At 27.5% G+C, this 25,049-nt stretch carries 19 protein-coding genes and 1 tRNA gene; 13 read left to right on the top strand and 7 right to left on the bottom strand.

Annotated features, from left to right (window positions below; translation table 11 throughout):
- Positions 1-30 precede the first annotated feature (30 nt).
- The 3 genes from PVA18_RS02460 to PVA18_RS02450 form a co-directional block, all read right to left on the bottom strand.
- Positions 31-1,434 (bottom strand): DUF3023 domain-containing protein, encoded by a 1,404-nt coding sequence (locus PVA18_RS02460; protein WP_045804612.1) that lies wholly within the window; start codon positions 1,432-1,434, stop codon positions 31-33.
- 678 nt (positions 1,435-2,112) lie between these two features.
- A complete protein-coding gene (gene gltX, locus PVA18_RS02455) occupies positions 2,113-3,522 on the bottom strand; it encodes a glutamate--tRNA ligase (protein WP_045804613.1) in 1,410 nt (469 codons plus the stop codon).
- A 483-nt stretch (positions 3,523-4,005) separates the two neighbouring features.
- A tRNA-Thr gene (locus PVA18_RS02450) sits at positions 4,006-4,076 on the bottom strand.
- A 28-nt stretch (positions 4,077-4,104) separates the two neighbouring features.
- Here PVA18_RS02450 and PVA18_RS02445 point away from each other — a divergent pair.
- The 4 genes from PVA18_RS02445 (at position 4,105) to PVA18_RS02430 (ending at position 8,136) form a co-directional block, all read left to right on the top strand.
- Entirely contained in the window at positions 4,105-4,227 is a 123-nt protein-coding gene (locus tag PVA18_RS02445) for a hypothetical protein (protein WP_257639921.1), read from the top strand.
- Positions 4,211-5,023, top strand: coding sequence for a bifunctional DNA-formamidopyrimidine glycosylase/DNA-(apurinic or apyrimidinic site) lyase (gene mutM / locus PVA18_RS02440; RefSeq protein ID WP_045804614.1), 813 nt, complete (start codon positions 4,211-4,213; stop codon positions 5,021-5,023). Before PVA18_RS02445 ends, mutM begins: the two co-directional genes overlap by 17 nt.
- Before the next feature lie 894 nt (positions 5,024-5,917).
- On the top strand, positions 5,918-6,478 hold the full coding sequence (locus PVA18_RS02435; RefSeq protein ID WP_045804615.1) for a hypothetical protein: 561 nt from the start codon (positions 5,918-5,920) through the stop codon (positions 6,476-6,478).
- A 125-nt stretch (positions 6,479-6,603) separates the two neighbouring features.
- The gene (locus tag PVA18_RS02430; protein ID WP_045804616.1) at positions 6,604-8,136 is read left to right on the top strand and encodes an acyl-CoA carboxylase subunit beta; all 1,533 of its coding nucleotides are present in this window, start codon (positions 6,604-6,606) and stop codon (positions 8,134-8,136) included.
- Positions 8,137-9,144: 1,008 nt separating this feature from the next.
- Here PVA18_RS02430 and prfA read toward each other — a convergent pair.
- Positions 9,145-10,224, bottom strand: a complete 1,080-nt coding sequence (gene prfA, locus PVA18_RS02425) for a peptide chain release factor 1 (protein WP_045804617.1) — start codon at positions 10,222-10,224, stop codon at positions 9,145-9,147.
- A gap of 164 nt (positions 10,225-10,388) precedes the next feature.
- On the opposite strand from prfA, the gene yihA reads away from it, so the two are divergent.
- The 4 genes from yihA to hemF all read left to right on the top strand — a co-directional run bounded on the left by yihA (position 10,389) and on the right by hemF (position 14,512).
- Positions 10,389-10,991, top strand: a complete 603-nt coding sequence (gene yihA / locus PVA18_RS02420; RefSeq protein ID WP_024072071.1) for a ribosome biogenesis GTP-binding protein YihA/YsxC — start codon at positions 10,389-10,391, stop codon at positions 10,989-10,991.
- Positions 10,963-11,931, top strand: a complete 969-nt coding sequence (gene argB / locus PVA18_RS02415; protein WP_045804618.1) for an acetylglutamate kinase — start codon at positions 10,963-10,965, stop codon at positions 11,929-11,931. Before yihA ends, argB begins: the two co-directional genes overlap by 29 nt.
- A gap of 209 nt (positions 11,932-12,140) precedes the next feature.
- Complete coding sequence (locus PVA18_RS02410; protein ID WP_045804619.1) at positions 12,141-13,310, top strand: porin; 1,170 nt, start codon at positions 12,141-12,143, stop codon at positions 13,308-13,310.
- A gap of 347 nt (positions 13,311-13,657) precedes the next feature.
- Positions 13,658-14,512 (top strand): oxygen-dependent coproporphyrinogen oxidase, encoded by an 855-nt coding sequence (hemF, locus tag PVA18_RS02405; RefSeq protein WP_045804620.1) that lies wholly within the window; start codon positions 13,658-13,660, stop codon positions 14,510-14,512.
- 190 nt (positions 14,513-14,702) lie between these two features.
- Here hemF and miaA read toward each other — a convergent pair whose 3' ends face one another.
- Positions 14,703-15,596, bottom strand: coding sequence for a tRNA (adenosine(37)-N6)-dimethylallyltransferase MiaA (gene miaA, locus PVA18_RS02400; RefSeq protein ID WP_045804621.1), 894 nt, complete (start codon positions 15,594-15,596; stop codon positions 14,703-14,705).
- Between the two features lie 116 nt (positions 15,597-15,712).
- Here miaA and PVA18_RS02395 point away from each other — a divergent pair, with 116 nt between their 5' ends.
- From PVA18_RS02395 to serS, 3 genes are all read left to right on the top strand, one after another.
- The gene (locus PVA18_RS02395; RefSeq protein WP_045804622.1) at positions 15,713-16,171 is read left to right on the top strand and encodes a hypothetical protein; all 459 of its coding nucleotides are present in this window, start codon (positions 15,713-15,715) and stop codon (positions 16,169-16,171) included.
- 94 nt (positions 16,172-16,265) lie between these two features.
- Complete coding sequence (locus PVA18_RS02390) at positions 16,266-17,483, top strand: 3-hydroxyacyl-CoA dehydrogenase (protein ID WP_045804623.1); 1,218 nt, start codon at positions 16,266-16,268, stop codon at positions 17,481-17,483.
- Between the two features lie 72 nt (positions 17,484-17,555).
- Positions 17,556-18,827: a serine--tRNA ligase gene (gene serS, locus PVA18_RS02385; protein ID WP_045804624.1), complete on the top strand. Its 1,272-nt coding sequence runs from the start codon at positions 17,556-17,558 to the stop codon at positions 18,825-18,827.
- 1,347 nt (positions 18,828-20,174) lie between these two features.
- On the opposite strand, the gene PVA18_RS02380 is transcribed toward serS, so the two are convergent.
- Positions 20,175-21,395, bottom strand: coding sequence for a dicarboxylate/amino acid:cation symporter (locus tag PVA18_RS02380; protein ID WP_045804661.1), 1,221 nt, complete (start codon positions 21,393-21,395; stop codon positions 20,175-20,177).
- 301 nt (positions 21,396-21,696) lie between these two features.
- Here PVA18_RS02380 and PVA18_RS02375 point away from each other — a divergent pair, with 301 nt between their 5' ends.
- Complete coding sequence (locus PVA18_RS02375; RefSeq protein ID WP_045804625.1) at positions 21,697-22,386, top strand: VirB8/TrbF family protein; 690 nt, start codon at positions 21,697-21,699, stop codon at positions 22,384-22,386.
- Between the two features lie 568 nt (positions 22,387-22,954).
- On the opposite strand, the gene PVA18_RS02370 is transcribed toward PVA18_RS02375, so the two are convergent.
- Positions 22,955-23,515 (bottom strand): hypothetical protein, encoded by a 561-nt coding sequence (locus PVA18_RS02370; RefSeq protein WP_045804626.1) that lies wholly within the window; start codon positions 23,513-23,515, stop codon positions 22,955-22,957.
- 169 nt (positions 23,516-23,684) lie between these two features.
- Here PVA18_RS02370 and rmuC point away from each other — a divergent pair, with 169 nt between their 5' ends.
- A complete protein-coding gene (rmuC, locus tag PVA18_RS02365) occupies positions 23,685-24,986 on the top strand; it encodes a DNA recombination protein RmuC (protein ID WP_045804627.1) in 1,302 nt (433 codons plus the stop codon).
- The last annotated feature ends 63 nt before the right edge of the window (positions 24,987-25,049 follow it).

The following is a 25,049-nucleotide window of genomic DNA, read 5'->3' as shown; positions in this document are numbered from 1 at the left end:
ACTACTTATATTTGTTTAGTTTATTAGTTACTACGTCATCTGCCTGGAGTGTGATGCCTGAGTACTAGCCTCCATTAAAGAACAGGACGGTAATTCCTGCTTCTGATCCCCTTCTAATGGCATAGTGTCACTATATCTAACATTCATTACATTGAATCCTGCTAAAGCTTCTCTCAACATTTGTTCCTCCATATGCTCAGGTAATAACATGGACGGATCTCTAAGATGATGAGAGAATATAATTTGGCAATAATAGAATGGTTTGTGTGATCTTTTGTTTCCGTTTTTACATTCACATAAAAAATTAGTAATATCACTACCATTTACCAAGCAGTATAACATCATCTTTTGTGTATCACTTCCTTCTTTAAAAACAGCAGTACTATGCATTGCATGTCTAATATCTTTAGTTGGCACTGTAGCTTTTACTAAGAACATACTCATTCCTTGTGGTAGTACTTTATTTTTAGCATGCAAAATGCTGCTATTATATATAATCAACTCTTCACCACAAGTATGACCTATACACGTTCTTTTTTTTATATTTACTTGTGGTCCATTCATGTTCTGTATAATGGCACATAATGCTTTGTTCATGTTTCTATCTAGATCAAATATTCCTGCTGTAAGAGAGTGCCTTCTTTTGTATGCTAAATGTGTCCTAGTTTTATAAGAGATATCTTCCTGAGCATTTTGTTCAGCTTGTAACTCTTTCATAGCTGTTTTAGAGTATATATATTCTAGCTTACAATGTGTTAAACATCCCCTAAGTTTTTGCTCTTCAACAGAAAAAGGTAATACATCTAACGCTGAATGCAGAATAGCACAATGGACAAGTGAACTGTGAAGAAATGGGATAAAGTGTTGTCTTGTATTTCTACAGCCGTGAGTAAATTTTGTAATCTCATTCTCCTGTACTAAGCAATACGCCATACATTGTACAGTAGAACTGTCACCTGGTATAGGGTAAGCATTTCTGATACATTCATGACCTTTGAGATAATTACTTGATACTTTACATGTTACTAAGAAGAGAGATAATGCTCCACTTGGAAATATTTTATCTGTACCATCAGGATTTCTTCTATCAGTATATATTCTTAACTTGCCATCTTCTCCAGTATTACCTATACACGTTAGATCTTCTATCTTTAATTCTGTACTACTTGCTGTACACACAGCTTGACATAAAGCGGCTTCAGCCTGCTTCTCTTCAAATTCCAACTGGGATAGTACACCTCCTAGACCTTCATCTGGATGTAGAACTATACGTTCTGGATTTGCTAGAATGCTTGATGAAGCTGCTCCTGTACTAGCTTCACCTTGTTTACCACTTTCATCTTCTAATTCTTGTGGTTGTATTCCTTTATCAGATGATTGTCTAGCAGAACTTTCACCCTTGCCTTTGAGTACCTGTTGTAATTTTGAAAACATCTTATATAAACCATTAAATAACACTACATCTTATTATAAGTATTATAATAATAGTTGTGTGGCAATATAAATTTAGCTATTACAATATATTAGTTCTGATTAAAATCTACATGTTTAAATTAATTTATATATTTTTATTATGATAAAGATTTAATAAAAATGCTGTTTACATCTTAGTTTGGTTTGTATTTTCCATAATTATGTGCTTTTCCTTATTTCCTTTTATTATATTTTAACGTTTTGCTGAAAAAAAGGACACAGCATCATGAAGAAATTTTTCTTATATATTTTTCATTATTAATGATACATCACTTTAATGGCTTATCATATTTATAAAACTACTTTCTTATTTTTAGATTTATGATATTAGTATCATTACAATTTTTTGTGTAAGTGATATTATTACTTTCATCTTTTTTTAATATGTATTTTCATCTGGCAAGTAGTACATAAATTGAAAATCTTTCTTTATTATACTGCTAATATCGTTGATTTTGTTGTGAATAATATTACTGTTATATCATTTTTATGATTTCATTTTTTGCATTACACTAAGATTGCAGGATATTATGATATAATTATACATTTATTTCATGATAGTTATGAAGTTTTTTTTAAAACTATACACTAGTGTTTAAAAATTTTGAATTGCTTTTTAGTAATGGTAGAATGAAAAAGTTACTTTATGTTTTGCACATACTTTATGCGTTGCAAACATTCTTTTTGTTCAAAATTAATCATAATTCCAATAATACTTGGGGCATTCATTCTTCCAATAATAGATGCACGCAAGCAATGATAAATAGTACTAATTTTTATATTCAAATTTTGTGAAATATTTTTTATCGTTGATGTCAATACACTGTTGTTCCATTCGTTTTCTGGAATTTTTGATAGGTCGTCATATAAAATGGAAAATATATGCTTGTAATCCTTTATAATAGCACTGGATTCTTGATCAATAGAAATTGGGATATCCTCAACATAAAATAAGGAATCATTGGCTAAATTTAGTAAGCTTTTTGTCCTTTTCTTTAATTCATTTAACCCTTTTAATAAATATCCTTTTTTTACGTCATTTATTGTATATCCTATTTTTTCTTCTATAATTGGAATGATCATATTAAGAATTACTTTATCCTCAGTTATATTAATGTAATGATTATTTAGAAATTCAAGCTTTTTATTATCTAGTCTTGCTGGAGATTGCCCAATGCCCTCTATAGAAAACCACCTTATTGCTTGATCTACAGTAATAATTTCATCATTTTTATGACTCCATCCCATTCTTAATAAGTAATTAAATATTGCATCTGGTAATATGCCTAAGTTCTTATATTCATGTATGCCAATTGCTTGTTGTCTTTTAGATAATTTATTGCCATTTTCATCATGTATCAATGGAATATGAGCAAATTTAGGTGGATTCCATTCCAATGCGTTATATATTAGTAATTGACGTGCTGTATTCGTTAAATGGTCTGTTCCTCTAATAATGTGAGTAATGTTCATATCATGATCATCTACAACTACAGATAGAAGATAGGTTGGGGTATTATCAGAACGTAATAAAATCATATCGTCTAACTGTGTATTATTTACTGTAATATTACCATATACTTTATCATTAAATGATGTTATACCGTCAGTAGGACTTTTTAATCTAATAACTCTAGTGAGATTATTACTTGGTGGATTTTTATTTTTCCATATGCAATTGTGTTTGTAATACAAACCTTTTTTACTGAATTCTTCTTTTTCTTGACTTATCTCTTCTTCAGAACAATAACAATAATATGCTTTATCATTTAATATTAGTTGATTTGCAATTTCAACATGCCTGGATATATTTTTTGATTGTAATATCATTTCTTCATCATACGAAATCTTTAACCAAGACATTGCGTTAATAATGGAGTCTATAAGTTCTTGGGATGATCTTTTCTTATCAGTGTCTTCAATGCGTAATAAAAATTTACCACTATTACATTTAGCATATAACCAATTAAACAAGGCTGTTCTTGCACTTCCTAAATGTAGATGTCCAGTTGGTGATGGAGCAAATCGAGTTATTACTTTATGTGACATAAAAACAAAGAATCTTATAAAGAGTAGAATTGTTTTATATTTCAATGTTTTTGTAAAGTAATTATGTGCAGATACATATGACAAAGTAAGTATCTTGAATTGTATCTATACTATTTGTAGATTGTAGCTTTTTAAAGTTGGTGATATCATGTTGTTGTGTTTATTATAAGAAGAAGTGTGAAGTATAAACCTAATGATAGTAGAATTATTACAATGTCTAAATTGATCAATTTCAAAGGCGGGAAGTAATAAAATATTTTTAATCTTATAGTAATGCTAATGACAATTGATAGATCTTTTGCAAATTTATAATGTGATACTTATCTGTAATAATATGTTACCTCTAGTAACAATAAATTTATTAGTTGAAGTATCATATAAATAGTTAGCATTAAACTTCTATATAAAGCCCTGTATGAATAACAGGAATTAGATTTACTAATACTTTACAATTTTATAAAAAAATATATGCTTATGAGTGGGTGCCGTTACCAAGAATCGAACTTAGGTACCATCATTACCAATGATGTGCTTTTCCACTAAGCTATAACGGCTTAATTAAATTTATTTTATTTTTTTATTATGGATAAGTCAAAAAAAATTAAAAATACAAATAAAAGTAAAGCTTTATCTGATGCATTAAAAGCTAATCTGCTCCGTAGGAAACATAAGCAACGTCAAATAAAAGATGCCAGAACTACCTGAAGTAGAAATAGTTTGTAGAGCATTATCTACTGAAATTTTAAATAAAATTATATTAAGTATAGAAATCAATAGGTATGACCTACGTATACCAGTTATACAGGACCTATGTAATATTGCTATAAATAATTCTATATCTGAAATAACCCGAAAGGGTAAATATATTATTTTAGTGCTCAGCAATCAGTACTATATAATTATACATTTAGGTATGAGTGGCAATTTGGTTTGTAATGAGAATTGTATTAAACAAAAAAAACACAATCATATAATTTTTTACCTTAGTGATAATAAATTACTTATTTTTAATGATCCAAGAAGGTTTGGAATAGTGACATTACTAAATTATAATCAATATACGGAATTTTTTAAAGACTTTGGTATTGATGCATTATCTGATGAATTTAATACTGATTATTTGTACAATACTGTTTATAAAAAGTGTACTATAAAATCTTTATTAATGAATAATAAATTTGTTACTGGTATAGGTAATATATATTCTACAGAAAGTCTTTTCCTTTCAGGAATATCACCTAATAGGCTTGTAAAAAATTTATCAATTATAGAATGCAGTATCATTGTTGATAACATTAAAAATATTTTATTATTTTCAATAGAAAATGGTGGATCAAGTATCAAGGATTATGTGTCACCACTTGGAATACGAGGAACATTTCAGAATCATTTTGTAGTATATAACAGAGCAAAAAAGCAATGTTACAAGTGCAGTAATTTTATTTCAGTAACAAGGAAAAATGGTAGAAGTACTTTTTTTTGTTCGTACTGTCAATCGTAATCATTATTATATTCTCAATTATTGAATACATTTCATATGTATGTATACGTTAATATATGAGCTCGAAAATTTTATGAGTTTAACATTATTGAGTTTATCACGATTCTTTATCGTGATTTACATAATTTCATCGGTAGTAAATTTATGATAGATAAATTCAATATGTATATATCAAATGCTATTTTGAAATCTAGTAAGTGATATAAGATTTTCACAGAGTATAGCAATATTAAAATGTGGATATCATCAAATATAGAAAAATCCCTAATTTTTAAAATTGTAGAGTTTATCAGATATATATAATTGAATATGTTACTATAACTGATAATATTAAAATTAGTCATTTATATATACATTGAATGGTTTCTATTTTTCAAATATGGAAACTTTTTTTCAGTTTATACACAGTAGCTCTAAAAAATAGCATGCAGTGTTACACTAGTGTTAATGTATCTAAGGTATAAAAAATTAACAAAAAGATGAAGCAGATTATCAAAATGTATGGTTTTAATAGGCAAAATATTATTTTTGTCATGAACGTGCAATGTTAAAAAGTGCCTTAATGGACATGAAGAACATACTATACTGAAAAATAGTAAAGATATACCAATATTATTCTTAAATAAATTAATATTACAAATGGTATTATCTCACAGGAAATGGATGTTTAAAAAAAGATTATTTTAATTGAATAATAATAAAGCTATGAGCTTTGATAGTAATCTAGAAGAATTGTTTCAAAAGTTTTACAAAGTTAAAAAGTATGTTAGAAAATCTGAATCAATTAAGTGTTTTTATTCTATATAAATATTTATAGATTTTTTATTAATATTATGATATAGGACATAGAAGAGTATTTAAATTTTGGTATAAGTTATTAAATCATTAATTTTTTTGTTAGATAAAGATGGCAATGCTTTCTTGTCTGACGCAGATTTGTATAAGAACGAAAATGGTAGATTTGTTACAGATGATCTATTTCTTAAATATTTAATATATGATCCTGAAAACGATCTATGTATCGGTTCTGGAAATCATAATCCATATTTATATGGAGCTAAGTTTGATCAATATTGCATTGTAAAAGCTAAAAAATGTTTAAATGAAATTGTGATACTTCAAGGTACTAATCAACAACTCAACAAAGTATATTTAGGTATGTCACTAGCTAAAAATGAATTTAAATCTTTTTTAGTACGTATGGAAAATACTTCATTACTTTATATGAATTCAAAGAATTATCTTGATGGAGGATTAGTTGAAGACCATACTTTGAGGGAGTTATTTTATGGCTTGAAGACTCATGTGAGGTTTATATCTGAAGTTCATAAAGAAAAAGTTTATACCCATTTGAATTTCTTTAATGAAGCTAATAAAATGTTTGATACTATGTATTGTGTTGGGAAGTTATCTAGTGTAGATGTTACAGGATTAAAAAGTATCCAATTACTTTAACCAATATCTTAGATCATGCTCTACCTGCAAAATTTTAGTTACCAGAAGTACAAAACTTACATATTTGATATAAATCGTGAAATGTGATAAGAATATTCTAATATTTTTATTTCTTTTTGGATGTTATGAATTTTATAGGGTTACAAGATTTAAATAATAGAAAGTTAAAATCATATAACGGTGGTGGTTTATCTAGGATAGAAAAGCAACATCTTAAAGGTAAATTAACAGCAAGAGAAAGATTAACTGTTTTACTAGACGATAATTCTTTTGAGGAATATGGAGCATTTGTAGAACATAGGTCCGTAAATTTTTCTATGGATAAATCTAAAATACCCGGAGATGGAGTAGTCGTAGGATATGGAACTATCAATGGCAGAAAAGTATGTATTTATTCTCAGGATTTTACTGTATTTGGAGGATCGCTTAGCGAATCAAATGCTAAGAAAATATGTAATGTTATGGATAAAGCTGCTACATTAGGAATTCCCATAATTGGTATTAATGATTCAGGAGGAGCAAGAATACAAGAAGGTGTGGATTCATTATCTGGCTATGGAGAAATTTTTCAACGCAATGTTAATCTATCTGGTGTAGTCCCACAAATATCTTTAATTATGGGACCTTGTGCAGGTGGAGCAGTTTATTCTCCTGCGCTGACTGATTTTATTTTTATGGTGCGTAATACCTCTTATATGTTTGTAACAGGACCAGATGTAATCAAAAAAGTTACATATGAAGAAGTGACTCAGGAAGATCTTGGTGGAGCAAAAGTGCATGCTAGCAAAACTGGTATCGCAGATTTGGTATTCCACAATGAAATTGAAGCATTATTACAAGTTCGTAAATTTATGAATTTTATTCCATCTAACAACATGGAATCATTACAATCTCACCCAATTACAGATTTTACAAATACGGAAGATTTTTCTTTAAATACATTAATACCTAAAAATAATTCTGTTCCATATAACATGTATGAATTATTAGAAAAAGTATGTGATGAGAAGCTATTTTATGAAATAAAACCGGATTTTGCCCGTAATATTATTATAGGATTTGGCAAAATAGGAGGATATAATGTAGGATTAATAGCAAATCAACCATTGTATTTAGCTGGATGTTTAGATATTGATGCCTCAAGAAAAGGAGCAAGATTTATACGTTTTTGTGATGCTTTTAATATTCCTATTATCACTTTTATTGATGTTCCAGGGTTTATGCCAGGTGTAAATCAAGAACATGCTGGCATTATAACACATGGTGCAAAATTATTATACGCATATGCAGAAGCTACTGTACCAAAAATTAGCGTGATAGTACGTAAAGCTTATGGAGGAGCATATATAGTAATGAATTCTAAGCATTTATGTGGTGATATTAATTATGCTTGGCAAGATGCTGAAATCGCAGTTATGGGTGCTGAAGGAGCAGTTGAAATAATATTTAGAAATGAAAAAGATAAAGATAAAATACAACATATTATTGATGAATATCGTACTAAAATAGTCAATCCCTATGTAGCAGCTTCTAGAGGATATATTGATGATATTATCCTGCCATCACGTACAAGAGAACATTTGTTTAAATCTTTAAAACTTTTAGAAAAAAAGAAAATACATAAAATTATGCGTAAGCATGATAATTTGCCTTTATAAAGAAAAATAACGATTGTCACATCTAATAAATTTTTTTGTAATATTAAAGTTTAATTTTTCTTCTTCAAGAAATCTAATACACATTATCCTGTCTTTTTGAGATATCATATATACTTTTTATTATGATTATATAGTTTTTATCACCTTCAATTCCTTAAATGAAATTATACAAGAATCATAATTTGAGTAATTATGTATTACTTTATTTTAAAATTCATAATTAAGATAAACACTATTAATAATATTGGTACATCTTTGCTATTTTTCAGTACAGCATTTTTCATATCTCTATTTAGGGTATTTTTTATATGCATGTCCATAACAAAATATAAATAAAATTAAAGGCTGTTTATAATATCAGGACATCTGTAATAGTCATAGAATCAAAAGTTGATAAAAATTGTGGAGTAAGTAACAATTTTAATGATACAGAAAGGGATTTTGAAAGCTGGTAATATTATTGTTATTGGTCATAATTTTATACGGTAAGTATGTAATATTTATAGGGATGAAAAAAGTGAAAAGGTTGCCATCTTCCGTCCAGTGTCGGTGAAATGTGAGGATTAAATAATTATACCTAATTCTAGATCTAGTTTTATTGTTGTAGATTCTGGAGAACAGTAAGTCACAACGTAATATAGGTAAGAATTATTTATGCAGAGTAGAAACAAGTACTAAACTAAAAATAGAGCTTATATAGTTTATATTAAGATTCACGTAATAATACTCTTAGAATCAACTACTACTTAATTATTTTAAAACTGCAAAAAATTTCCATATTGATTAAAGTAGAACACATCTAATGTATGTATAAACTACTAATTTTAATATTATTGGTTATAGTAACATATTCATTATATATATCTGATAAATTTTACAATTTTAAAAATTAGGGATTTTTCTATATTTGATGATATCCACATTTTAATATTGTATAATACCTTGTGAAAATCTTGTATCACTGCTACATAATTAGCACATATAGCACTGTTTAAAAAAAACTCTAGCTTAAATATGTAAATTTTTTAATTTATTCGCTTCATCTTCAGCTATTAATGCCTCAATAAACTCATCTAAATTTCCCTCTTTCATTATATCCTCCAACCTATATAACGTAAGATTTATCCTATGGTCTGTAATTCTAGATTGAGGAAAGTTATAAGTCCTTATACGTTCAGAACGGTCTCCTGACCCTATTTGACTCTTCCTCATTTGTGAAATTTCTGCATCTCTTTTTTGTTTTTCAAGATTATAGAGTCTTGCTCTTAGTACTTTGAGAGCCTTGCTTTTATTCTTATGCTGAGATTTTTCATCTTGTTGTATAACAACAATGCCACTTGGTATATGTGTAATACGCACAGCACTATCAGTAGTATTTACAGATTGCCCTCCCGGACCACTTGATCGATATACATCTATCCTTAAATCTTTCTCATCTATTTTTAAATCTACTTCTTCAATTTCTGGTAAAACTGCCACTGTAGCAGCTGAAGTATGAAGTCTTCCAGAAGCTTCAGTTTCTGGTACTCTTTGTACTCTATGAACTCCAGATTCAAATTTTAATCTTGCAAAAACATTAGGTCCACTTATACATAATGATACTTCTTTATGCCCACCTATACCGGTTAAAGCTGAATTGATTTGTTCAAATTTCCAATGTTTCTGCTCAGCATACTTCGTATACATTCTATACAAATCAGTAACAAATAATGCAGCTTCTTCTCCTCCTGTACCTGCTCTAATTTCTAAAATAGCATTACGTGCATCATCCTTGTCTTTTGGAAGTAAAGATAATTTTAATTTATGTTTAACCTTAGGTAATTGTTTCTGCCGTTCATAGAATTCTTCTTTGGCTAAACTTTTTAATTCATGATCAGTTTCTGGGTTATTTATCAGTTCTTCTAAACCTACTATATCTTTTTGTAAAGTATTATATTGATCTATTACTGACATTATAGGCGATAGCTCTGAATATTCTTTTGAAGCTGCAATAAAAGAATCCACAGTTAATTGACTCGGATCTTCCAGCATATTTTTTAATTTGTAAAACTTTTGAGATAATTCTTCTAAATTACTATCAAAGCTCATAGCTTTGCCACCATTCAATTAATAATTTTTATTTAAAATACCCATTCGCTGTTAGATAATATCATTTGTAATATTAATTGCAAAATTTTTTTCTTTAAAGCTTTATATGTGATACTATTGAAGAATAGTTTTTTAATGTCTTTAATAATTAACTACCTAATTAAATGAAGCTAAAAGCCATAATGTCAAAGTGTGAATTTATAATAGGAGCTACTCACATAAAATCATTACCTAACTTTTTAATACCAGAGGTTGCAATTGCTGGTAGGTCAAATGTAGGTAAATCTAGTTTAATTAATGCAATAACAAATAATAAAAAAAATGCTAGAATATCTTCCAAGCCAGGATGCACAAAACAAATTAATTTTTATCTAATTAATAAAGATTTTATGGTATTAGTTGATTTACCAGGTTACGGATATTCTAAGGCAAATAAAACTACTATTAATAATTATCTCTGTCTGATGGAATATTATTTATTAAATAGTAAAAATTTGTTAAAAGTTATATTACTTATAGATGCTAAAGTTGGTTTTAAAGAGATAGACTTAGATTTTATCAGCTGGCTTGATTTACATCAAATATCTTATCAACTAGTATTAACAAAAATTGATAAAATACCGAAAGAAATGCTTGATGTTAATATAAATTATATTAAAAATCTTAATTTGGATTTTATTATGTATCCAGTTATCAGTACTAGTAGCCAATCTAAACAAGGAATAGAGGAGTTGATTTATGAAATTGCACAATGTATTAAAAAGTGATAGTAACAAGGAAGACATTATACCAAACATTGAGCAATTTGGAGGAAATGCTGATTGGTTTAATACAGCTAAAGTTTTAGCAGAGTCCTTACCATATATACAACAGTTTTCTGGTGAAACATTTATCATTAAGTATGGTGGAGCTGCTATGAAGGATAGAAAATTAGCAGAAAGTTTTGCTCATGATATTGTATTATTAAAACAACTTGGCATCAATCCAATAGTCGTTCATGGAGGAGGAAACAAGATCAATGAATTTCTAGATAAGATAAATAAAAAAAGTACATTTGTCAATGGGCTAAGAGTTACTGATTCTGAAACTTTAGAAATTGTAGAAATGGTGTTATGTGGTTTAGTAAATAAAGATATTACACAACTAATAAACAAAGCTGGAGGTAATGCTATTGGTTTATGTGGCAAAGATGCTAATTTAATAGAGGCAAAAAAAATCTGCTACACTTATAGAGAAAATCAATCAAATAACGTAGAAAAAATATTAGATATGGGGTTTGTTGGAGAACCTCATGAGGTTAATACAGACTTATTATTTTTTATGGAAGAATCAGATTTTATTCCAGTAATAGCTCCTGTATGTGGCGGTGAAAATGATCTTACATATAATGTTAATGCTGATTTAGTAGCTGGTGCACTTGCAAATGCCCTTGCTGCTGCTAAATTAATTATTCTAACAAATGTACCTGGAGTTACTGACATTAATGGTAATTTATTATCTGAAATATCAGTAAGTAATGCAGAAAATCTAATTGAGAGAGGTATTGCAAACGCAGGTATGATTCCTAAATTGCAAACTTGTATCAAGGTAGTAAAAGAAGGTTATGGTTCAGCTCATATCATAGATGGCAGAATACCACACGTATTATTATTAGAGTTATTTACTGTACATGGCACTGGTACTATGGTACTAGGTACAGATGCATAATCTAAAAAATGCATAACTATAGAATAAGACTGTATTGATTTGTTTGCTTTATAACATTATAACTGAATATGGTATCTGCAGAAATCATAATATGTATTATATATCAAGCATAAAGTAGAGTTTTTTATGAAAAGTCTTGATTTTCTCAATTATAGATGTTATTCTGCACCTAGTACGTTTATTGATATCTGTTATGTGAGGTAAATTTGGTGTATAAAAAGAAGCTATATGTATCTGCTGTATTCTCTCTAATATTATTTATGAATCAAGCAATAGCTGATGATTTTGCACTAAGTGGTAAATTAAATTTACAATACGGTTTTAATAGTGATGATTTTTTTAAAGTCTCATTTAGTGCAGTTCCTGCTTTAGAGTATTCATATCATATTAATGATTATTTTTCTGCTGGGTCTTTCATAAAATTAAGCGCAAACCTTGTAAACAATACTATAGATAATCCTGGTAATACAAAGAATTCTATATTAGATATTAATAGCAATACGAGGGAAGCATACATTTTTCTTAAAGCTCCTAATGCTGGAAGTTTAACGATAGGACGAACAGGCCCTGTATCTCAAAAAATGAAGCTTTCATCTTCAAATATATCAGTAGCTTCAGGTGGTGTTAGTGGAAGTTGGTTACAATATTCTTCTTACAACTGCAGTACAGAAAATACAGTTTTATGTGCACCAAATTTGTATGTTGCTTGTCATGGGTCTTCTATTCCAGTTATTAGTTATTATTCTCCACAAATTAAAGGGGTAGAGTTGGGTTTGAGCTATATTCCCAAAGATAAACCTAAAAATATTAATGGTACTAATGATGCTACTTCAAAACTTTATCATATATATGACAATATTATTAGTATGGGAGTTAAGTATCAAAATCAGTTATTTTCTAAGGTCGATTATTCTATATCTGGAGTCATTGAACATGCTAATACATTACCTTCAGGAGATAAGTATAATGATTTACTATCTTATACTGTCGGTTTTTCGTTTAAGTATAAGAATATCGCCTTTGTAGGATCATACGCTAATCTTAGTAATTCCGGCAAAAAAGAGATTTCAATAACTAAAGATACTAGTATAACAAATACTTATAAAATAATTGATAGCAGGTTTTATGATCTGGGAATAAAAATTGAAAATGATAAGTTTGATGTCAGCTTTAGTTATTTTTACGGTGCTAAGGATATTACAAGTAATTCTTCTACAAATTCTGAAACACATGCACTATCTGCATGTGCATTGGGTATAGAAAAAACATTAGCTAATAAAATAACTGTCTACGCTGATATTGTTTTCTTTGATATTGAGCAACTTAGCACTAACAAATCTGGTTATGTTGGATTAATAGGTACAAAAGTAAGTTTTTAATAAAATTTAAATATTAATACACTTATTGCTATGAGATATTAAGTGTTTATAGGTATATATCGAGTACAGTTTTTCAATCTTATCAAATATCGATAAAACGTAAAAAATTATACTTGATTTAAACCTAATGGGATATAGTAAAGTGAGTAACTATTTCAAGTTAAACAATGACTAAAATATCTGTAACTTTATAACAAAATTTTGACATTAAGGTAATTAGTGATTACATTGTAAATGATTGTCATGTCGCGGAGTCCATTATGACATAAGATTTGAGAGTATTAGATGAAATTTTACCCGTGAAATAACATTCTGTTATATTATAAATTTGGTGTTTTTTTAAGTTTATGGAAGAAAAGAAAGAAAGGACAGTTGTTTGGTTTAAAACATTACAAAATCAGCTCTTATCTAAATTTATATCAATAGAAGAACAGTTCTCATCTTCTATCCCACAGATAGACCACAAAGACTGGAAAAGACCTGGAGGTGGAGGAGGACATTCTATAGTAATACATGGTAAAGTCTTTGAAAAAGCTGGAATAAATGTTTCAGAAGTGTACGGAGATATGACAAAAACCAATGAGTTATTTAACGTTATAAATCCTTCTGAAACACTGAATCTCCATGTAGGAGAGAATAAAAAATTTTGGGCAAGTGGAATTTCTGTTGTTGCACACATGTGTTCTCCATTAATACCGGCTATACATATGAATACTAGATTTATTCATATGTCAGACAAAAGTTGGTTTGGAGGTGGAGTAGATTTAACTCCTATATATGAAAATAAAGAAGATCAGGAATTTTTTCATAATAATTTACGTAAAATGTGTGATCAGTATAACAAACAATATTATGAAAAATTTAAACAACAATGTGACGATTATTTTTTTTTACATCATAGAAAAGAGCCACGTGGTATAGGTGGTATATTTTATGATGATATAAATTCAGGAAATTGGGAAGCTGATTTTGAATATACTCAGGCAGTAGGTGAATTTTTATTAGATATCTACCCAATCATCATAAAAAGAAATTTAAATAAATTATGGACTGCAGAAGAACGCGAATATCAATTATTTAAACGTGGAAGATATGTAGAGTTTAATTTGATTTATGATCGAGGTACAAGATTTGGGTTATTAACAAATGGCAATCCTGATGCAATCTTGATGTCTATGCCTCCCGTAGTAAAATGGAAATAAATCTTTTTTACTATATGGTTATCTTGATAATTATTAAAAGAAATTCTACTTTCATTTTTTATTTTTTTTCTATAGAAATATTAAATAATACATAAACATACAAAATGTGATTGACGAAACAACATATGTTATATATACCACTTTCACATAGCTTTTAAATTTTACTAGCAAATTTTACCTTAAATATAAACTAATTCTGCATAGATTCTAATAACTGATCTTGAGATTCATAAAATGATGCATTTCGGAACTGATGCTTAAACCACGTGTATTGACGTTTAGCATAATGTCTAGTATTTTTTTGTGCTACTTCTATTGCTTGATCAATACTGATTTTATTTTGTAAATACTGAATTATTTCTGGAACACCATGTGCTTTCATTGCAGGAAAATGTACAGGTACATTCAATGATAATAAATTTTCTACTTCTTCTATTACAGATACGTTTATCATATCAATAAAGCGTTTGTTTATTTTTTTATACACCTCATCTCGTGGTGGCATGAGAACACAAAGTTTAAAATTTTTAAATATAGGCTCACAACATGTATTCTTTTTCCATACAAATATGGAAGTACCTGTCTGTTCTATTACTTCATATGCTCTTAATAATTGATGTGAATTATTTTGATGTAAACATTTTGCCATAGGATCTCTATCTATTAATAATGCATAAAACTCTTTATTTCCTAGAGCTTCAAACAGCTTTTTTGTTTTATATCTTATATTATCTTCTATCTTAGGAATTTGCGACAACCCATATATTATACTATTGATATACATTCCACTGCCTCCAGTTATAATTGGTAGCTTTTTTTCTTGCATAATAGATAATATTTCTTTTTTTAAATCTTCTATCCATAACCCTACAGAATATTGCTGTGTTACTGATACGTATCCGTATAACTTATGTTTTACAGAATTATCGTTCAAGTTTGGTTGATCTGTAATTATAGGAATTTCTCGATATATTTGCTTTGAATCACAGTTTACAATAATTCCATTATTATCTTGCGCTATTTTCATAGATATCTTAGACTTACCTGATGCTGTAGGTCCAGTAATAATTAATATATTATTCATGTTGACTATGCATAATTAAGTTAATCGTAGTAGTATATAATTATACTAAAAGTGTAGTATATATAAAGAACTAGTTATTTTTACAATACATGATTTATTAAGTTAGGTGCAAGTAAATGGGTGATGAAATAAATAAAGATTCAAAATTTACTAAGCAGTTTGCTGCTAATAGGAAAAGTGGAGGTTTTACCGAAAAGTATAAAAATCCTAATGCTTTACCTGATAAATCAGCAAAATTTTTTAATATACTACAAGATAAGAATAAGAGCGAAAAAGAAGTTTCTTTTTCTGACTCAAAGAACGTGTTAAGAAAAAGCAAATTAAATAACAAAAATTTTGCAGAATCTACTAAAAAAAGTAGGTTAGATTGTCTGTTTCTTGTACGAGGAAAAGATAATGGAAGATCTGCTTGGCATTATGTATTAGTAGATAAGCACAAAAGAGAAATGTTTCTTGCTAAAAGTAGATCAGGTTCTATAGATGTTGCCTTGTATGGGCAAATATTATATTCTGGTTGGGGAGAAAATCCTCCAGAGGATATCGTCAAAAAAATTGAAGATGAATTTGGCGTATAATTAGTTATATATCTTTACTTTATCAATTATTTTGCTAAATTCCTGATAGATGCTCATTGAGATGTATGACTAAAAAAAGAAGGGCTTTATTCAAATGCAAAAGGTAGCAGTTATAGATTTTAAGAAAGTAGATAATAGTACTCTTATTACCTACATGGTAGAATGTAATATTTCAGTGATTTTAATAAATTTAGATAGCAACGGTAATAATTTTCAAAATCAAGTTGAACATGTTTTAGTAAACAATGTAAATTTAAATGATAATTTATCATGTCTTAAAGATGTAAAATGGATAATTAATATTAATTCTGAAAAATCAGAAGAGGATTACAATTTAATATATAATATATATAATAAAATATTACCTTACCTTAATAATAATATTATTATATCAGCTACGTCAAATTTTTTCTTAGATGTTGTGAGCAAAATACTATGTAATATATCTTGCAACTTCACAGTAGTATCCTTTTTTGATCATATTAATAAAATCAAATTGATAGAATGTGCCTACCATAATAAGCTTGAAGATAAAAACATTGAAATATTAAGCAATCGTTTTTCTAATTTAATTGTATGTAATAATACACCGGGACTTATATTAGACAGAGTACTTTCATTTTGGTTAATAATTTCGTTAATAGGAGCTTATAAATTCAGTATCAATGTAGAAGAAGCAGATTTTATTATAAGTAATCAATATATGGGAATACCACATGGAGCATTTAACCTATTAGATGAAATAGGATTAGACAATTTTATATCTACAATAAAACATTTAGTAAAACACTTACCAAGTGATGACCATTTATGTAAATTATACGGTACCATGCCTATAGTAATACTACAAATGATTTCTGATGGATATACTGGCTCTATGAGCAAAATTGGTGGATTTTATCGTCTTTATGAATCACATTATGGCAATAGCAATCAGGTTATAGATTTACATACTGGCTTATATAGACAATTATATGCTATCAATTACGAATTTCAAAATATTCAAAACTTATTTGATGTTCAAAATAAATATGGTCAATTTATGTGGTATATATGGTCTAATACTTTAATATATGTTTCATCTTTAATTCCAAAATTATCTTCTAATATATCGGTAATTGATAAAGCTATAAAATTAGCATACAATTGGAAGCATGGCCCATTTGAAATTATAGACCTACTTAATGACTCAATTGATAATAAGCTTTTTGATTCTGTTGAATATAGCAATTTTCCACAGATTTTATCTATTAGAAAAAGAATGTATAACAATAAAGGACAATGCCTCAGTATAAATGGGACTTACCTCTAACATAGAAATTTTTTGTGTTTTTTTAATATAACCAAGTATAAGATAGAATATTATAGTAATTTATTGAACTTTATGCATGATGTAGATTTTATAAAACGGAATCCAGAATTATTTGATAATGCAATGCAAGCTCGAAATTCTGAAAAAGTTGCTCAAAAAATTGTAGAACTGGATCTAAAAAAAAAACATTTATTAACTCAATTATATTCTTTACAAAAAGAACGTAATCAAGTTACTCAGGAAATTGAAAAATTAAAAAGAGATAATATTCAGTGTAATACACAAATAGAATTCTCAAAAGATATAACAAAGAAAATCAATAATATTAACAATATGATACGAGAAGATTCTCAATTAATTGACCTTCTCAATGTATTGCCAAACATACCAGATGAGAGAGTACCTATTGGAAAAGATGAAAGTAGTAATGTTGAACTTAGAAGATATGGAAACAAAACAAATTTTGATTTTCCAATAAAAACTCACTATGAGTTAGGAGAAAATTTAAATCTAATGGATTTCAAACAAGCTGCAAAACTTTCTGGATCAAGGTTCGTAATACTTAAAAATCAGCTTGCACACCTGGATCGTGCTTTAACTAATTTTATGTTAGATATTCATACCAATGAATTTGGTTATTCAGAAATATCTCATCCAGTATTAGTATATGAATCTGCTATGTATGGAGTAGGACAATTGCCAAAATTTGCTAATGATTCTTTTAAAACAACAGAAAACTTTCGACTTATACCAACTAGTGAGGTAGTGCTTACCAATTTAGTATCAAATATGAATATCAATGCATGTGATTTACCTCTCAGATTTACTGCTTGCTCTCCATGTTTTAGGTCAGAAGCGGGAAGTGCTGGTAGAGATACAAGGGGTATGATGCGACAACATCAGTTTAACAAAGTAGAATTAGTTAGTATTACAACTGAAGAACAATCAGCATTAGAGTTAGAAAGGATGACACAAGTTGTTGAAGAAATTTTAAAACGATTGGAACTGCCATATAGAGTAATGATATTGTGCACTGGAGATATGGGTTTTTCAGCGAGTATAACGTATGATATTGAAGTGTGGATACCAAGTCAGAATCAATATAGAGAAATTTCTAGTTGCTCAAATTGTAAAGCCTTTCAAGCACGTAGAATAAATACCAAATATACTACTATAAGTAATAATATTAAGATTAGTAAATTTGTACATACATTGAATGGCTCAGCTTTAGCAATAGGAAGAACCATTATTGCAATTTTAGAAAATTATCAAAACAGAGATGGTTCTATAACAATACCATATGTTTTGAGGAAATATATGGATCATCAGGAAGTTATAAAATAAGTATAGTGGATAAGATCTTGAAAAATGATGCAATTACAATAAAGTTATAGTTATTATAATATATATATACAACATAATATTTAATACAACGTATCATAACTAATCTGAACGCAAGATGAAAGTTATTCATCATTCTATTAATATGTAAATATTATCAAAGAATTTCTTAGTTTAAGATGAAGATTTAGGATCAAAGATTTAAAGGATATATATCGATTAAGTGATCCAGGAGAGGACAAAAGTAGTTTTATTGATGTGGAATATATATACATAAGTCAAGCCTTCTCTTTTTATTTTCTATCAAAATTTCTTTAACTATCGCTCCTTCTATTGATATTTCGACTAATGGTAAGCCTTCAATAATTATTTAAAATTTTAATAGAATATGATGTAATGTATAATCTTGTTTACTAGAAAATCCAAAAATCTTCCAGTAAAAGTAGATGTAATCTCGAAGAATACTCAAATATGGCTACTTGTAGAAAAAAAAAAGGAATGGAAAGTATTATAATGAACTTAAAAATTCAGTAAGGTACAATACCAAAGAATGAGATTGATAAAATAACGTGCAATCCAGTTATACAAGAGGTAGTTTAGAGAATTAGATTTTGTTAGGAACATTTGGAGTGAACCATTGATAATATACACAATTAGAACTACCTCAAACATCATTAAGTAGAAAGATTATTAATTTAATTCGATCACAAAAGAAGAATTAAAAAATTTAATCCAAGCACAGCAGAAATTGAGTTTAGAAGATGGCTTTCAGGCAAAAGTAAATCAAATGATGTTTTTAATATTAGATCACAATACTTCAAATCATTATCAAGCTTGAGTAATTAAATTTGTAGACATAATACAAATATATTGTGAGATCTCTGTATCAAAAAAAAGACGATCTTGTAATTTTCTAAGGCTTTTGGAAGTAGTAGTAGCATATAAATGCCATTTCTGGACATTTCTTAACGTATAAAATGATAAAAATTCAAAGTTCTAGATATTTCTTTCTACTTTAACTTTCTAGTATAGATATTTGTGAAATGATATCTGAGATTAGCAGAAAGTCAGCAGTCATCTTTATAATAATCAAACCATAGTAAAAGCTTCTATTGTTTCTTATATTTTAAAGGTTATAAAAAAATATTTTTACTACAAGTTTTAAGCTTATTAGTGACGTTTTTTCTATTACGTCAACAATTTCTGGATTTAGTAAATCTAATTACTTATTTTTAGCAGAAAAAAATACTATCATATTTTATAAGTATGAAAGTATCAACACTTAGTCATCTTCAGTTCAAATAATAATACTTATATATCCTATCAACGTGCTTCACAAAATTATCATAATTATTTATTTAATTCTTCATCTTTTTTAGTAAGGAGCACACTTTCTTTATATACTATTTGAGTAATACATACATCTGACCATACGTTAATTGCAGTTTCAAACATATCTATTATTGTATATATAGGTAATATAACTCCCATAATACTTAAAGGTACTTTCATTGATATGAGATAACTCATAGCCATAAAATAACAGCCCATTGGAACTCCAGCATTGCCAATAGCTGCTCCAGTCGCTAAAAATATCCATAAAAACATTTCACCAATAGAAAATGTATATGCGTTCATTTCCGATACAAAAAATACTGTAATTAATATGAAAGCAGCACATGCATTCATGTTAATAGTTGTACAAACTGGCAATATAAAAGATGATATTTTTTTTGAAACATTTAAGTGATCTTGCGTACAACGAAGAGTGGTTGGCAAAGTAGCTGTAGAAGATTTTGAAAAAAAAGCTATAGTTAAAGCTGGAAAAATACCACGAAATGTTTTTATTACAGAAATCTTTTTTAATCTTAGCAATAATGGCAATACTATGAATGCTTGTATAAAATTTGCTATTATGATACATAGTAAATACTTTAAAATACTTGATATATTATGTCCTTCTTTTAGATCGTATAATAATACAGTAATAAACGACCATAATGCTACAGGCATTAGCTTTAGTATAAGTTTCGCTATTTCTAGAAATGTATCAAAAAGAGCATCAAAAACTTTATGAAGCAATTTGCGCTTGTTCTTATCAGGTAATAATAGTAGTGCTCCTCCTATAAGGAATGCAAGTATAACACATCCTATTACATTATTATCTAAAAATACTTTAACAAAATTATAAGGTAATATAGAGATTAAATATGACAAGTAATTTGGAGTATTAAACGCATTAACATTTAACATATTATGTATAAGTTCTTGTTTTGATGGATCAATAAATAAATATGTGATGAGGGCTATAGTAGCTGCAATAATTGTAGTAGATATGGTATAAAATATGGTTTTCTTTATTAAAGTTTTTATTTCTGCTAAATTTGCTAATCCAGAAATTGTTGATGTAATAGAAAAAAACATTACTGGTAAGCTAATGAGCTTAAGTAAATTAATAAAAATATCCCCAAACACTTTAGCAAATTCCACTATCCACAATTGATTCATATAATATGAAATTATAGCAATAATGATAGGAATTAAGATTTTAAAACCAAATTTATGAATCATAAAATATAAAAATAAAATATATAATGCACATATGCTAATACACATTAGTATCTGATAATAGATGTTTTTTTATAAAGTTTTCTATTTAATTAGTTAGAAAAGTTAAAATTACACAAATTTCCATTCATAGATTTAAAGACTCTACAATCATAATATTTGTAATAGGGCATTATATATATTTTAATTGTACATCATTACTATAAGTCTTATAAACATTTTTATAGTAATTAAGCAAATTTGCTAGTATCACTGCTTTCACAGTAATGTTACTTATATAGTATATATTTTTATGTAGAATTTTATGAATCATAGCCAAAGTAATAATGATAGGTATATTGGAAGTAATAAATATTTTCAGGATGCATTAAATTGGTATTGTAGTCGTTATTTATTATGTGTAACTGAAAGAGCTTGGTTGTTTGTAATATCACTGTTTGTGTCTTCCATATTATTAATACTAATACTTGATATATTTTCATATTTTCCATTAAAAACGGATTTTTTCTTTATTAAATATACCGATCATTACACTGATGAATTTTCTGTAATAAAAAAGCTAAGCACCAATAATAAAGATAGTGAAGAGGCAATACTATCACAATATCTTGTTGCACAATATGTTAAAAAATACGAATCATATCTCCATAATGATTTAGAGAGTCAGTTTAATTTTATAAAAAATAATTCTTCAAGAAAAATATACTTAAAATTTAAAGACATGATAGCCTTTAAGCATTATACTGATAATTCACAACATAAAAAAATATCCATTGAAACAATAATCCATAATGTAAAACTTTTATCAAAAGATTTTACTTCTTTAAATAATGCTATTGTTACTTTTAAAACACAAGTTGCGATAAATGGAATAGCATCACATCTGCAGTCTCACAAAGTATTAGTTACCTTTTCTCTGTCTAATATTAAAATGGCTGCATCAGGCGTTATGCCATTAGAATTCATTGTACATGATTATAAAAAACTAGATTAAGAATTAAATAACATAATTTTCCATAATAATTATTATGTAATTTAATTTTTGAACATTAGAAAATACAAAAATGTATCTGAATTTACAATAAAAAATTCATTTTTATCCACAAATATGTTAATCACGTAAGGCTATCACACCTCTTATGATATTTTGTGTATGATTTCTACGAGTCTACTCTTTATATAAAATAACATTATATGTTAAAAATTATTCCTATGCTTCTAGTTTGCGTCTATTGAAGACACTGCCTTCAAGTTTTTAAGGGAGATTAGTGAAAGTAAATATGATTATCTATCTGAAATTGCATTTTATATGGTTAGTAATATAAACAATTATATAGAAAATCCTACCCTATTCGACCACAACACTGAATAAATCTTATGAAAATAGCATTCGTATTTATTGAAAATCAAAAACTAAGTAAACATTCTGACATGCAAGTAATATATATAATAATGTATTGATAAAATGCTTTAGACCATAATGATTCTACTAAAAATTAAATAGATCCTTAAGTTGCCTAATCAAAAAATTGTAAATAACTATTGAAAATTCAAATACTTTTCTAACTGTTAATCCTAGTATAACCTCCTCTTTGCACAGGGATGATTTCTACAATATTCTGAATTAATTTCCCCCAATAAGTTAGTGGAAAAGTCATACTATTAAGCTGAGCATTATCACTATTTTTACATATATCTTTAAGATCTTTTTTTAACTTAGACAAAGTCATTTTACCTTGACCAGAACATATTATTTCACCATAACTATAATTTAGCATATCATCTATATGAGAAATTATTCCTATAGGATTATTGGTTTTTTCTGCATTAATAATAGCTAAATTCTCAGTTATAAACTGTACTACTTCAGATCTTTTTACTAATATACAGTTCCATACTTTAGTATCTTCTTCTTTACCTTTCATGAAAAATATATAATATGGTATAATTTCTTGTTTATAATAAAAAGGAGTTTCTTCACCCCGTAAAAAAACTAATTTATTATTTATTGTAATAATGCCCACACATATAGATCTATAGAACCATACATAATCTCTATATGTAACCAATCTGTTTAGACGCTGAGATTCATCAACATTTACACCATTTATATGAAATATCATATTATGTACCATCATTAATTAATAATGCAGATATTATATATAATATTTTAATATTAAAAAGTAAAAATTTTAATTATTTTTCATAATAAAACTTCATTCATAAGCATAAATCATAGAATAATTATTCTTTTTATTGTATTTATATAAAAATCATGAACGTAAAAAAACTATGATAATGATTCTTATATGTGTTTTAGAAGGGTTATTAATAGCTTCAATTAGTTACTTTATTGCATTAAAATGTAGAATATCAAAGCTTGACTATCAAATGCTTAGTATGCTTAAAAATGGCTTAGAAGATCAAGTAAAGAGATTAGAACATGAAAATAATCACTTAAAAAGTAAAAATGATGAACTTTCTAGTGAGTTACAAAATATGCAAAATAAGATTATAGGGCTAGAATTTGAAAAAAAAACTTTACATAATACACTTGATTTATATAAGAATGAATTTTCAACAATCGATGAGAAATATAAACTATATTTTGAAAATTTAGCAAATCGTATTTTTGACGAAAAAACAGATAAATTCAATAAACTATCCATAGAAAGTTTAAGTAGAATACTAAATCCGTTACAAGAGCATATTAATTTATTTAAAAAGAAAGTTGATGATTCATTTAATATACATAATAAAGAACAATTCTTGTTAAAACAAGAAATTCAGAGGATTATACTTGCAAATGAAAAAATCACTTTACAAGCTGAGAACTTAGCTGATGTTTTGAAAGGAAATGTCAAAATTCAAGGCAATTGGGGAGAAATGATACTAGAAAAAATATTAGAGAGTTCTGGTTTAAGGAAAAACCAAGATTATATTCTACATGGTACTGGTATGGACTTACAAGATAGTGAAGGTAAAAAACAACAACCTGATGCTATTATTAATTTACCAGAAAACAAACATTTAATTATTGATTCAAAAGTATCTTTAATTCACTATGAAAAATATTTTTCCACAAAATCAGAAGAATCAAAAAATATACTTCTTAAACAATTTATAACATCTATAAGGATACATGTTAATGTATTATCAAACAAAAAATATCAAAACATAGAAAAATTAAAAACACCAGATTTTGTATTGATGTTTATTCCTATAGAAGGTGCATATACCCTTGCAATGCAGGAAGATATTATGCTGCATAATTATGCATGGAATAAAAAAATAGTCATAGTATGCCCATCAACGTTATTTGCTACTTTAAGGACAATTGAATCTGTTTGGAGATTAGAACGCCAGAATCGTAACACTATGGAAATAGCACGTCAAGGTGGTGCATTATACGATAAGATAGTAGGATTCGTATCTGATATGCAGAAACTTGGAAAGCAAATGAATGTTTTAAGTAGTGTATACAACGATGCAATGAAAAAATTATCAGAAGGACATGGTAATATCTTATCACGTACCGAAAATCTAAAACATTTAGGTGTTAAAACTTCAAAGAAAATACTAGAAGATGTATAATACTTTTTGCTTTCTTCTATATATAAATCCCATTACAATGTTGTCTTTAAATTCTCCATAATA

Source organism: Ehrlichia muris subsp. eauclairensis (genome assembly GCF_051097115.1).
Lineage (GTDB): Bacteria > Pseudomonadota > Alphaproteobacteria > Rickettsiales > Anaplasmataceae > Ehrlichia > Ehrlichia muris.
Note: the sequence above shows the minus strand (reverse complement) of the source record. Positions and strands in the feature narration are given on the sequence as shown.